Source organism: Haloechinothrix halophila YIM 93223 (assembly GCF_000504245.1).
Classification (GTDB): domain Bacteria; phylum Actinomycetota; class Actinomycetes; order Mycobacteriales; family Pseudonocardiaceae; genus Haloechinothrix_A; species Haloechinothrix_A halophila.
In genome coordinates this window covers 1,547,666-1,561,006 of record NZ_KI632509.1, presented here as the reverse complement: position 1 = coordinate 1,561,006, position 13,341 = coordinate 1,547,666, and the positions used below count along the sequence as shown (strand labels likewise).

Sequence of the window (13,341 nt, the reverse complement as noted above, 5' to 3'; positions counted from 1 at the left end):
ATTCCTTTCACTTGATACCGGTGTGCGCGATGCCAGCGATGATGTGGCGTTGCGCGAGGAGGTACACCATCGCGATGGGCACAATGGACACGACGGATCCCGCCATGACGACGTCCCATTGCGTGGTGAATTGGCCTTGCAGGGTGGAAAGGCCGAGAGGAAGGGTCATCAGCTCGGGTGAACGGATCACCACGAGCGGCCAGAGGAAGTTGTTCCAGCTGTACATGAACGCGAACACCGCGACCGTGGCGAGCGCTGGCCGGATCTGCGGCAGCACGATGGTCGCGAAGATCCGCAGGTGGCCCGCGCCGTCCAGCACGGCGGCCTCGTCCAGTTCGGTCGGCACCGCCGACACCGCCTGACGCAGCAGGAACACGCCGAACGCCGACGCGATGCCCGGCGCGAGCAGCGCGAAGTAGGTGTCCTGCAGTTGCAGCGCTCGCATCTCGATGAACAGCGGGACGACCAGCACCTGCAGCGGCACCATCAACGTCGCCAGATAGGCGCCGAAAACGATGTTCTTGCCAGGGAAGTGCAGCCTGCCGAACGCGTACGCGGCCATCGAACCGGTCACGAGCTGCAATGCCGTGGACACGATCGCGACGCCCAGCGAGTTCAGCACGATCCGCCACATCGGCAGCGTGTCGAACAGCGTGCGGTAGGCGTCCAGTGTCGGGTCCTCGACGAACAGCGTCGGGCCCTTGGACAGCGAGCCATCCGGGGTGATCGACGTGATCACGGTCCACAGGAACGGGAACAGCATGATCACCGCGCCGAGGATCACCGCGGCGTAGAAGGCGATCCGCGCGATTCGGGAGCGTGTCTCAGGCATAGTGCACCCACTTCCGCTGCACCCGGATCTGGATCACGGTGACCACGAGCAGCACCACGAACAAGATCCACGACAACGCGGACGCCTCGGCGGCGCGGCCGTAGCGGAACGTCAGGTCGTAGATCTGCCCGACGACCACCTGGCTCGCCCCGGACGGACCACCGCCGGTCATCACGTAGACCTGGTCGAACACTTGGAAGCCGTTGATCAGCGAGATGACAACGACGAAGAACGTCGACGGCGACAGCAGCGGCAGCGTGATCCGGTAAAACCGCTGCCAGGCGCTCGCGCCGTCCACGCGGGCCGCCTCGTAGTAGTCCGATGGGATGGCCTGCAACCCAGCCAACAGGATGACCATCACGAAACCGAGGTCCTTCCACGCCGACGCGAGGATGACCGAGGGCAGCGCCCAGTCCGGATCGGTCCACCAGCCTGGTTGCGGCAGACCGAGCGTGCCGAGCACCTCGTTGACAATGCCGTTGGCCGGGTTGAGCAGCCACTGCCACACCAGCGCGACGACGACCCAGCTGGTCACGACCGGCAGGAAGTACGTCGCGCGCAGGAACGCCCTGCCCTTGAGTTTCTGGTTCAGCAGCAGCGCGAGGCCGAGCCCGCCGACGTAGACCAGCGGCAGGTACCCGGCGACGTACATCAGCGTGTGCAGGAAGACGGTGCCGGTTTGCGGGTCGGTGAGCAGGTTGCGGTAGTTGTCCAGCCCCACCCACTCCATCGGCGAGATGAGGTTCCACTCATGCAGGCTCACCCACGCGGACGAGACCATCGGCGTGATCGTGAACAGCACCAGCGGAACGGCGCTGGGCAGCAGGAACACCAGCGCCCACAGCGCTTGCCGACGTCTGCGGCGTTTGCTCGCCTTGCGTCTCAGTGGTGGCGGTGGAGGTGTTTCGGTCGCCTCACTACGAGGCTCGACCGCGGTTTCGGTCACGGATGCCTGCGTCATCGCGCCACCTCCGCGGCACGCTTGCCGAGCCGGGCCCGCACCAAGTGGCTCTGCTCGCCGCCGTTGCCAGTGGCATCGAACGGCGAGGCCAGCACCAGCGACGCCGCGCCGCGTGCCCACTGATCCTCGCTCCACGGCTCGACGACGACGGGCAGCTCGCCCCTGGTCGGCGCGAGGCACCGGCGTAGCGCTGGGTCGAAGCCAGGCCGCCAGTGCTCCCAGGCGTCCATGCCCTCCCCCATGAGCACGATGACCTCGGGGTCGACGGTGAGCACGATCCCGGCCAGCGTCCTGCCGAGCAGCTCACCCGCCTCGCGGTAAACGTCTTGTGCCTGCTGGTCGCCGTCGCGCGCGGCGCGCAACAGGGTGGCGAGCCTGCCGCGTGCTCCCACCAAGCCGCGCTCCCGGGCGGTGCGCAGCAGCCCCGCCGCTCCGATGTGCGCTTCAAGACAGCCGGTGTTGCCGCAGCCGCAGACCGGGCCGTCCGGTGTGACTGGGATGTGCCCGATCTCGCCCGCCGCGCTGGTCGCGCCCCGGTAGATCGCCTTGTCCAGCACGATCGCGCAGCCGATGCCCCTGCCGATGGTGACGACGAGATACGACGAGTGCTCGCGCCCGATGCCATAGACCTGTTCGGCTGCGGCGAGCGTATTGACGTCGTTGTCCACCAGCACTGGGGCGCCGAGCGCGCTACGCAGCACGGGTCCGACGGGCGCGGCCTGCCAACCGAGCGTCGGAGCGTGCACGAAGCCCGAGTCCTGCGAATCGACCGAGCCCGGTACGCCGACACCGACGCCCAGCAGTCGTTCGTCCACACTGTTCGCCTGCGCGGCGAGGATCTCGGCGAGCTTGTGCACGGCGTCCGGTGTGTGCGGGGAAAACGGGTGCTCGGTCGACGTCCGCACCGAGCCGTCCAGTTCGACGGTCACCACCGCGACGTGGTCCGCGGTGACCTTCGCACCCAGCGCGACACCGGCGCGGGCGACCAGGCCGAGCAGCTTGGCGGGTCTGCCGCCCCGCGAAGGGACGGACGCCTGCTCCTCGAGGACGCCGCGCGCGATGAGGTCCTTGGTCACCTGCGTGACCGTGGCCGGGCTCAGCCCGAGCGAGCGGGCGACGTCGACCCGTGACGACGGCCCACGCGTACCGAGCAGGCCGACGATCGCGGCTGGCACGAGGTCGCCGCGCGGGGTGGAGCTGTGTGTGCTCACCACCAGGCCACTCCTTTGTTTGCTACTAAAATTAGCGATAAACTAAGTGACCTCGACCACGGTGTCAACACCGGATGCCCAGACAGTTACCCCGCCGTGTCCTGCACCCAGGACGTTGTGTCCGACGTTCAGGACGCCGTGTCCTGCACCCAGGACGTTGTGTCCGACGTTCAGGACGCCGTGTCCTGCGCTCAGGACGTTGTGTTCCTCGTTCCCGACGGCATGTTGCTCGTTCCCGACGTCGTGTCCCGCGCTGACGACGTCGTGTCTCGCGTTCAGAGGTTGTGTTCGACACTCGCGACCATTCGCCTCGTCCGATGCAGGAGCAACGAACACGCGTGCACAGATGCAGAACACAACGTTCTGAGCGAGGGACACAGCGTCGGGAATGGGGGACACGACGCACCGGGTGCCAAACACAACGTCGGGAGCGCAGGACACGCGTGCGGGAGTGTCGGACACGGCGCACGGGCGGCACGCGGGCTGGGCTGAATGGGGCAACCAGCAGGCGAGGCGTTGACCGGGGTTTTACGGCAGGGTTACGGTTCGACGCACTTTCTTCGGTGACCCTAGTAAGGGAGCGGCGATGCAGCCGATGCGCACGGGCAGCAAGGAGTTGATCCGCGAGATCAACGCTTCGCTGGTGTTCCGTGAGCTGCGCGCCGCGCCGCTGCAATCCCGCACCGACCTCGCTCGGCATACCGGGCTCAGCCTGTCGACGGTGTCCGAGATCGTGGCAGGACTACTCGGCAGCGGGATCATCGAGGAACGCGAAACCGGCAGGTCAGCGGGCGGTCGCAAGCCCGTACTGCTGGCGGTGCGCCCGGACGCGGGCTACGTCGTCGGCATCAAGCTCACCGAGACCCGCGCGGTCGCGGTGCTTACCGACCTGGACTCGGTCATCGTCGAGCGCACGGTCACGCCGATCGCCGAGACCAGCGTGGATGCCGTCACCGAGGCAGTCGTCACGGCGGTGCGCGAACTGCTTCCCAAGGCAGGCTCTCGTCCGGTGTTCGGCGCTGGCGTCGGGCTAGCGGGCGTGGTCGACCCCGCGGCGGGGGTCGTCCGGCACGCGACGTACGCGAGCTGGCATGACGTCGACCTTCCCCGGCTGCTGACCGAGCGCATGGGCCTGCCGGTGGTGGTGGACAACGACGTCAACACGCTGGTCGCGAGTGAGCAGTGGTTCGGCACTGGCCGGGACGCCACCGACTTCGCCGTGGTCAGCATCGGCCGTGGTGTCGGCCTCGGCATGGTGCTCGACGGCAGGCTGTACCGAGGCGCGTCCGGCGGCGCGGGCGAGTTCGGGCACACCAAGGTCGCCGCCGACGGGCCACGCTGCGCCTGCGGTGGCATCGGCTGCCTTGAGACGCTGGTCGGTGAACCCGCGATCCGTGCGAAAGCCGCCGAACACCTGGGCACCGACGTCACGATCGACGAGGCGATCGACCTCGCCCGCGGCGGCCACGAGGCACTGCGCGCGATCTTCACCGACCTCGGCCGCACGCTCGGCAGGGCGGTCGGCAACCTGGTCAACCTGCTGAACCCGAAGCTCGTCATCCTCACCGGCGAGGGCACGCGCGCCGCCGACCTGTTCCGCGACGGCTTCGACACCGGGCTCGGCGACGCCGTGTTCGACGGCTTGCAGCAGGACCTCGACGTCGTCGTCGACACCTGCGACGACGAGACCTGGGCACAGGGCGCCGCCGGGCTCTTCCTCGGCGAGCTGTTCCAGCCGAAGCTGCGGCCCAACGAGGCGGGCCGCCCCTCCCTCACGACACGTCCGGCAGCCGAATCCGACTGATCCACCCGAGTTTCCGATCCCCACCGGGAGGAAGTGTAATGAGAAGAGGTCAGTTCCGATCGCGACGACGGGTGAGCGCCACCCTCGGTTTAGTACTCGCGATGCTAGTACTCCAATTAGGAGCGATACCGTCCGCGATGGCCGGTGAGCTGAACGGAGTGCACCACGACCCATACGGCTACGACGAGCTTTATGGCACCCAGCCGACCGAACGCGCCCCACGCGATCCCATGGCGGGCCAGAACGTCGAGATCAACGCGACGACCTGGCCGGTCTCAGATGGACAGTCGGTGTGGGTGACCTGGACCAAGAACGGCGTCGACCAAACACCCATCGGCGCGGCATGGGACTACAACAGCGGCGACAACAGCTACTGGAAGCTCAACCTCGGCAGTTTCGCACGCGGCGACCAGATCAGCTACACCGTGCATGCCGATGTGGATGGTACGAACCAGCAGTCCAGCGGCCCGTTCAGCTTCTCGGTGACGTCGTGGAGCGGCACCACCGATGTCACTGGCTATGTCGACAATGGCAACTCTGTCGACATCTCGACCGGCGACAGCGCGGGCGAACTCACGCCGAAGATCCGGTACGCGTTCCCGGAACCCGACCGGTTCCACACTCAGATAGCACCCAATGGCAACGGTCTGGACATCGCGGGATCAGCGCCGTACACCGTCACCGACGGCGCGAGTGAGCTGCGCATCGCCACATCGGACATCGAACTGCGCATCCAGAAATCGCCGTACCGGGCCGCGGTGCACAGATCCGATGGCAGCCTGATCGCGCGGCAGTACGATCCCGCCACGTTCCGCAACGTTGGCTGGGCCAGCGACGGCAACGGCACCGTCACCAAGATCGAGGACCATTGGTACACGCCGTCCGGCGAACGCTTCGAGGGTTTCGGTGAGCGCTACGACTACCTGAACCAGCGCGGCCAGGACGTGCACAACTACGTCTACAACCAGTACCAGAACCAGGGATCGACGCACCGGACGTACTTGTCGGTGCCGTTCTTCACCAACTCCGCCGGGTACGGCGTCTCGATCCCGAGCGACCGGTACTCCATCTTCAACCTCGGCACGCACCTCAGCGACATGGCCGGGTTCACGGTGGACACCGGTGGCGATCTGAACTCCACAGTGGATTACCACTTCTACACCGGCAGCCGAAAGAACATCCTGGACGACTACACCGCCGAGACCGGTAGGCCGAAGCTGCCGCCGAAGTGGGCGTTCGGGTTGTGGATGTCGGCCAACGAATGGAACACACAGGACGAAATCGAGTCCGAACTGGCCAACGTCACCAACTACAACATCCCGCACTCCGCGATGGTGCTGGAACAGTGGAGCGACGAAGCCACGTTCTACATCTGGCACGGCGCGGATTACGAGCCGACATCGGGAAGTGGCTCACTGTCCTACAGCGACCTGACGTTCCCGGACGGCACGGCGTGGCGTGATCCAAAAGCGATGGTCAACGCCGCCCACAACCAGGACATCAAGGTATTGCTGTGGCAGATCCCTGTGCTGAAGGAGAACTTCGACAGCAACCCGTCGACGGCTCCACAGCAGCACATCAACGACCGTGACTACGCGATGCAGCAGGGCTACGTGCTCGGCGACGGCAACGGCGGCCACTACCGAATCCCAAGTGGACGGTGGTTCGGTGACAGCACGGTGCCGGACTTCACGAGCCAGAACGCGACCGACTGGTGGATGAGCAAACGGTCCTACCTGTTCGACGAGGTTGGGATCGACGGCTTCAAGACCGACGGCAGCGAGGCCGTGTTCGGCCGCGATGTCACGGGAGCGGACGGCCGCAAGGGCGATGAGCTGCACAACGGCTACCCAAACGATTACACCGGAGCCTACGACGACTACGTGAGCAGCAAGACCGGCGGCGACGGCACCATCTTCAGCCGGGCCGGCACCACCGGCGCGCAGACGAACTCGATCTTCTGGGCGGGTGACCAGGCATCGACGTTCGAAGCGTTCCGGGAGGCCGTGCGGGCCGGGATCAGCGCTGGTCAGTCCGGCGTTCCGTTCTGGGCATGGGACCTGGCAGGGTTCACCGGCTCGTTCCCGACCAGTGAGCTGTACCTGCGCTCGACCGCGCAGGCGACGTTCTCGCCGATCATGCAGTACCACTCGGAGAAGGCGGACCCCGCCACATCGGAGGCACGGACGCCGTGGAACGTGCAGGCGCGCACCGGCGACACCAGCGTGATCCCGACGTTCCGCAAGTTCGCCAACATCAGGATGAACCTGATTCCGTACCTCTACACCGAAGCGAAGAACAGCTCCGAGACCGGCTTGCCGATGATGCAGGCCATGAGCATCGCCTACCCCGGCGACGCCACGGCCGCCGCCAAGGAGCAGCAGTACATGTTCGGCCGCCAGCTGCTGGTCGCCCCGATCACCACCGAGGGCGACACCAGCAAGGACGTCTACCTACCGCGGGGCGAGTGGTATGACTTCTTCAACGGCGGCAGGGCACAGGGCGCTGGCACGAAGACGTACTTCGCGGGCACCGACAGCATCCCGGTGTACGCCCGCGCCGGCGCGATCGTGCCGCTGAACCTGAACGCGAACTACCAGCTCGGTGGCAACATCAGCAACAGCGTCACCGATTACACCAACCTCGCGTTCCGCATCTACCCGTCCGGCACCTCCAGCTACGACTACTTCGAGGACTCGGCGGGTCAGACGCGCACGGTGACGTCCACCGCGGACTGGGCAAACCATACGGTCACTGTGGACGCTCCGGCGTTGACGACGGCGAGCACGCTCCAGGTGGCATCGAGCAAGCCGAGCTCGGTGACCAACGACGGCGTCACGCTCACCGAGGTGGCCAGCGCGGCGGACCTGAACACCGCGACACAGGGCTGGTACTGGGACCCGGAACAGCAGCTCACCATGGTGAAGCTGCCCTCGGACATCGCGAGCCGCACCGTCGTGCTGAACGGTGTCGACAAGGCGGCTTACGAGGCCGAGTTCGGTGACCAGACCGGCACCGCGACCGACACCGACCACACCGGCTACACCGGCCTCGGCTTCGTCGACCAGTTCGACGCGGCGGGTGACTCGGTCGCCTTCGACGTCAACGCCGACGGCAGCGGCACGCACGAGCTGCGGTTCCGCTACGCCAACGCGCTGTCCGAAGCGCGCCGCACCGTCTACGTCGACGGAACCGCGGTGGGCACGGTGTCACTGCCAACGCTGGCGGACTGGGACACCTGGGGCACCGCGACGCTGAGCACCTCGCTCAGTGCTGGCAGGCACTCCATCCGGCTGTCCTTCGACAGCGACGACTACGGGGCGATCAACCTCGACAACCTCACCGTGGGGCGGCCATGAAACGACGGTACATACGACCGAGACACACACCAGGACGCGGCAGATTGGCCCGACTCACCGCGTTCCTCATCGCACCGGCGCTGGTGCTCACCGGGCTCGCCGGGTTCGCTCCCTCGGCGCAGGCCGCGCAGCAGCGGGTGGACTTCACCGCGAACGGCAACTACTTGGTGGTGGAGTTCCTCGACGACGACCTTGTTCACTTCGAGACCGGCGCGGGCAGCGGTCCAGGCACAGCGGATCCGCTGTTCACGACGGACCAGGTGGCCAAGACGGACTATCCCGGCCCGTCCAGCCTCACCCAGGACGGTGGCATCCTGACCACGCCGGAGCTGCGGGTCGAGGTGGACACGACGACGTTGTGCGCGACGGTGTACGACACCGCCCGCACGACGGACTTGCTGCTGCACACGTCGTGTCCGCGCAACTTGTCGCAGGGGTGGAAGGGCCTGTCGTTCACCAAGTCGAGCATGGAGAACGCCTACGGGCTCGGTGAGCAGTTCTTCATGGGCGGCAGCTCAGACGGTGACTGGGTGGGCCGCACCCGCACGCCGGGGGACAACTTCGGCAACGCCATGGTCTACGACGACGACAACGGCCCGGTCGGCAACGCGCAGATCCCGGTGCTGTTCGCCGTCGGCGCTGGCACCACCGGGTACGGGCTGTTCGTCGACCAGATCTACAAGCAGGAATGGGACCTCACGGGTGATCCATGGACCATGGACACCTGGGGTGACCAGATCCGCTGGTACGTCATGAGCGGTCCCGACCTGCCGGATCTGCGCTCGGACTACCTCGAGCTGACCGGGCACCCGCCGGTGCCGCCGAAAAAGGCGTTCGGGCTGTGGATGTCGGAGTACGGCTACGACAGCTGGTCCGAGGTCGACAGCACGCTCGCCGACGTGCGCGGGGCGAACTTCCCTGTCGACGGCATGATGCTCGACGTCCCCTGGTTCGGCGGCGTAACCGCGGGTTCTGACGACACCCGCATGGGCACACTGGACTGGGACACGACGAACTTCCCCAGCCCCGCGGCCAAGATCGCGTCGTTGGCCAATGACGACGGGGTGGGCGTGATCCCGATCGAGGAGTCCTACGTCGGGAAGAACCTGCCCGAGCACAGCGACATGGCGTCCAACGGCTATCTGGTGCGAGCGGGCTGCTCGACCTGCGACCCGGTGTATCTCACCGAGAACGACTGGTGGGGCCGGGGCGGCATGATCGACTGGACCCAGGACGCCGCGAGCGCACGCTGGCACAACAACCAACGCCAGCACCTGCTGGACGAGGGCGTGCTCGGTCACTGGCTCGATCTTGGCGAGCCGGAGATGTACGACAGTGCGGATTGGACGGCGGGTGTGTTACCTGGCAAGCACGCACACGCCGACTACCACAACGTCTACAACCTGAAGTGGGCCGAAGGTATCGCCGACCAGTATGCGGCGAACGGCGAGACGGCTCGGCCGTTCCTGCTCACCCGTTCCGGTGCAGCGGGCATCCAACGCACCGGTGCCGCGATGTGGTCCGGCGACATCGGATCGAAGCTGACCGCGCTCGCGGCGCAACAGAACGTCCAGATGCACATGTCGATGTCCGGTGTGGACTATTACGGTTCGGACATCGGCGGGTTCCGCAGGGAGATGCTGGACACCGATCTGGACGAGCTCTACACCCAGTGGTTCGCGAACTCGGCGTGGTTCGACGTTCCGGTGCGCCCGCACACCGAGGATCTGTGCGAGTGCCACGAGACCAAGCCCAACCGGATTGGCGATGCGGCGAGCAACCGGGAGAACCTGCGGCAACGCTACGAGCTGACGCCGTACTACTACTCGCTGGCGCATCGTGCGCACACCGAGGGTGAGCCGCTTGTCCCGCCGCTGGTGTATCACTTCCAGGACGATCCGAACGTCCGGGAAATGGGCCACCAGAAAATGGTCGGATCCGACCTGCTTGTCGGGATAGTGGCCGGTGCCGGTGAGCGCAAGCGCGATATGTACCTGCCAGCAGGCACGTGGTTCGACTATCACACCAACACGAAGCACGTCAGTACCGGCGAGTGGCTGACCGACGTTCCGCTGTGGCGCAACGGCGAGTTCCAGTTGCCCGCCTACGCCAAGGCGGGCGCGATCGTGCCGAAGATGCACGTCGACGACAAGACGTTGAACGTCATGGGCAAGCGCTCCGACGGCAGCACCCGCGACGAGCTGATCACGCGGGTCTACGCCGACGAGACGGCGTCGGACTTCACGCTGGTGGAAGACGACGGCGCTACGGTGAGCTACCAGTCGGGTGCGAAGCGCAGCACGGTGATCAGCCAGCAGCTGTCCGGCTCCACCGCCACCGTGACCGTCGGGGCGGCGTCCGGCAGCTACGACGGCGCGCCCGCCAGCAGGGCCAACGTCGTCGAGCTGGTCGCCGACACCCAGGCGTCAGCCGTCACGCTGAACGGCACCGCGCTGACCCAGCACGCCAACAAAGCGGAGTTCGATGCCGCGACCAGCGGCTGGTACAACGCGGGCGGCAACCTGATCGTGGCGAAATCGGACTCGCTGTCCGTTTCGAACGGCACGACGTTCGAGTTCACGCTCGGCCAGGAGCCAGTGTCGATGGAATTCCAGTGTGACAACGGCAACACGGTGACGGGTCAGTCCGTCTATGCTGTCGGCAATGTCCCCCAACTCGGTGAGTGGTCGGTCGCCAGCGCGGTCAAGCTGGAGCCGACGAACTACCCGACCTGGACGGGCACCATCAGCAAGCTACCGCCGAGCACGGCGGTGGAGTGGAAGTGCATCAAGCGACAGGAGGACAACTACCCGGACACGGCTGACGAGTGGCAGCCGGGTTCGAACAACGCGTTCACGACGCCCGCCAGCGGTTATGGCGGCGTCACGAGCGGTTCGTTCTGACGCGGCGGGTGCCGGTCGGGCCATCCCGACCGGCACCCGCTCACCATCACCTTTACTACGGATCGTCCGGCACGTACCTGCCGGTGAAGGGAACCTGTGTTATGAGTTCTGTACGTTTCGAGAAGGCCAGCCGGGTGTACCCGGGGTCGGACACGCCTGCGGTCGACGCGCTCGACCTTGAGATCTCCGACGGCGAGTTCATGGTGCTCGTCGGCCCATCCGGTTGCGGGAAATCCACCTCGCTGCGAATGCTCGCCGGTCTTGAGGAGACGACGTCGGGCGCGATCTACATCGGCGATCGCGACGTCTCCGACGTGGCCCCGAAAGACCGCGACATCGCCATGGTCTTCCAGAACTACGCGTTGTATCCGCACATGAGCGTCGCCGACAACATGGCGTTCGCACTCAAGATGCAGGGCGTGTCGAAGGACGGACGGCTGGCGCAGGTCAAGGATGTGGCTGAGCTGCTTGGCCTGCAGGACTACCTCGATCGCAAGCCGAAGGAACTCTCCGGTGGCCAGCGGCAGCGCGTCGCGATGGGACGCGCCATCGTGCGCCAGCCGCAGGTGTTCTGCATGGACGAACCGCTGTCGAACCTGGACGCGAAACTCCGGGTGTCCACCCGCAGTCAGATCGCGTCGCTGCAGCGCAGGCTCGGCATCACCACCGTCTACGTCACCCACGACCAGGTGGAGGCGATGACGATGGGCGACAGGGTGGCGGTGCTCAAGGACGGCGTGCTGCAGCAGGTCGACGTCCCCTTGAGCCTGTACGACAAGCCAGCCAACCTGTTCGTGGCGGGATTCATCGGCTCACCTGCGATGAACCTGCTCGACGGCAAGCCCACCGAGGGCGGCGCCGACGTCGGCGGCTACATCGTGCCACTCGACCGCGACACGCAGGCGCGGACGCCGGGACGGGCGCTGAAGGTAGGCGTCCGGCCGGAACACTGGCGCATCGTGGCCGACGACGATCCCGGCCTGCCCGTCGAGGTGACGCTGATCGAGGAGCTGGGCGCGGATGCCTTCCTCTACGGCAGCGCCACCGACACCGAGCAGAGCGAGCTCGCCGAGGTCGTGGCGCGCATCGATCCACGCGATCCGCCGCGCAAGGGGCAGTCGCTGCGGCTCGCGTGCGACCCAGCGCGGGTGCTGGTGTTCGACGCCGAGACGGGTGAGCGCCTGACGGCGTGACGTACTGATTGGGTGGGCCGGCATCGCGGGTGCCGGCCCGCCCGCTTCAGGACCGCAGCCGGGCGGGTCCGGGCGATTCGACGTCGCCGAGATGGGCACACCGGGCCAGCTCGGCGTCGAGCGCGTCCGCGATCCGTGTGGGGAACGGGCTGATGCGGCGCTGGGTAAGATCAACGTGCGCCGAGACGAACTCCAGGGTGTTTGCCACCTGGTCGGTAGTGCGGTTGACCAGGAACGAGATGCCGTGCACCACCTTGTCGGAGCGATCGAGCAACACGACGTGCGCCGAGACTTCCTGCCCGACCAGCACCTCGTTGTGATACCGCAGGTGCTGTTCCAGCGTGAACGCTCCCTCGTCCGGCCGCCGCTCGTCCTCGTAGCCGACCCTGCGGAACACGCCCCACGCCGCGAACGACTGCAGCTCGAAGTAGTGCTTGATGTTCATGTGACCGTTGAGGTCTTCGTACTCAGGCGGGATGGCCTGCTTCAGCTCGGCGGGGAGGTTCAGCAGTTCCGCGACGGGCGGCAGCCATCCGCCACGCGGGTCACTCGATGTCATCGGCGTTCCTTCGCAGTCCTCACCGGCCGAACCGGTGCGCCCAGACGCGGCAGGGCAACAGGTAACTAAGCGCTTGCTTAGCTTCTCTGGTGCGGCGGCGCCTTGTCAACGCCCGCCGAGACCGAACGCCATGAGCTGGGCCACACGGACGAAGCCATGCCCGGTGCGGCCCAGCGCCCTCGGGCTACGGGTCTTCGGTCGCGGAGATGCGGTACTTCGCGACGGAGGCGTCCCGAATCTGGGCCGTCTGCTCCGACGACGGCCCGGAGCCACGGAACCGCATCAGGTTCTCGTCGGAGTCCCACCGCTCGTAGACGTTGACCCGGCCAGGCTCGATCGGATCGGCGGCGATGACGAAGTCGAGACATCCCGGCGACTCGCGCGCCTGCTCGACCACGCTGACGCAGTCCTTGACGTAGGCGTCACGCACGTCGGCATCGACGTACAGTGACCCGGACACAATGATCATGGTTCCTCCCCTTGCTGGCCGTGTCCTGACAACGGAGCCGCTGCCGGCGA

Annotated in this window: 9 protein-coding genes; 4 read left to right on the top strand and 5 right to left on the bottom strand. The window is 66.4% G+C overall.

All coding sequences use genetic code 11. The annotated features are described in order from the left end of the window. Nucleotides 1-7: 7 nt before the first annotated feature. The 3 genes from AMYHA_RS07250 to AMYHA_RS07240 are packed head-to-tail and all read right to left on the bottom strand — an operon-like array spanning nucleotide 8 to nucleotide 3,004. A complete protein-coding gene (locus tag AMYHA_RS07250; RefSeq protein ID WP_034269278.1) occupies nucleotides 8-832 on the bottom strand; it encodes a carbohydrate ABC transporter permease in 825 nt (274 codons plus the stop codon). Beyond that, nucleotides 825-1,793 carry a carbohydrate ABC transporter permease gene (locus AMYHA_RS07245; protein ID WP_084036906.1) on the bottom strand — a complete coding sequence of 323 codons (969 nt, stop codon included), beginning with the start codon at nucleotides 1,791-1,793 and terminating at the stop codon, nucleotides 825-827. Before AMYHA_RS07245 ends, AMYHA_RS07250 begins: the two co-directional genes overlap by 8 nt. Further along, nucleotides 1,790-3,004 (bottom strand): ROK family transcriptional regulator, encoded by a 1,215-nt coding sequence (locus AMYHA_RS07240; RefSeq protein WP_034276226.1) that lies wholly within the window; start codon nucleotides 3,002-3,004, stop codon nucleotides 1,790-1,792. The genes AMYHA_RS07245 and AMYHA_RS07240 overlap by 4 nt, the downstream gene beginning before the upstream one ends. Nucleotides 3,005-3,590: 586 nt before the next feature. Between AMYHA_RS07240 and AMYHA_RS07230 the strand changes: the two genes are divergently transcribed. From AMYHA_RS07230 to AMYHA_RS07215, 4 genes are all read left to right on the top strand, one after another. Beyond that, entirely contained in the window at nucleotides 3,591-4,808 is a 1,218-nt protein-coding gene (locus AMYHA_RS07230) for an ROK family transcriptional regulator (protein WP_034269272.1), read from the top strand. Nucleotides 4,809-4,945: 137 nt separating this feature from the next. Continuing rightward, entirely contained in the window at nucleotides 4,946-8,167 is a 3,222-nt protein-coding gene (locus AMYHA_RS07225; protein WP_196776854.1) for a TIM-barrel domain-containing protein, read from the top strand. Nucleotides 8,168-8,211: 44 nt separating this feature from the next. Then, the gene (locus AMYHA_RS07220; RefSeq protein ID WP_034269266.1) at nucleotides 8,212-11,070 is read left to right on the top strand and encodes a TIM-barrel domain-containing protein; all 2,859 of its coding nucleotides are present in this window, start codon (nucleotides 8,212-8,214) and stop codon (nucleotides 11,068-11,070) included. A 101-nt stretch (nucleotides 11,071-11,171) separates the two neighbouring features. Further along, a complete protein-coding gene (locus AMYHA_RS07215; protein ID WP_034269263.1) occupies nucleotides 11,172-12,263 on the top strand; it encodes an ABC transporter ATP-binding protein in 1,092 nt (363 codons plus the stop codon). A gap of 46 nt (nucleotides 12,264-12,309) precedes the next feature. On the opposite strand, the gene AMYHA_RS07210 is transcribed toward AMYHA_RS07215, so the two are convergent. Next, entirely contained in the window at nucleotides 12,310-12,822 is a 513-nt protein-coding gene (locus AMYHA_RS07210; RefSeq protein ID WP_034269261.1) for a thioesterase family protein, read from the bottom strand. Between the two features lie 184 nt (nucleotides 12,823-13,006). Beyond that, entirely contained in the window at nucleotides 13,007-13,291 is a 285-nt protein-coding gene (locus AMYHA_RS07205) for a putative quinol monooxygenase (RefSeq protein WP_034269258.1), read from the bottom strand. Between the last annotated feature and the right edge of the window lie 50 nt (nucleotides 13,292-13,341).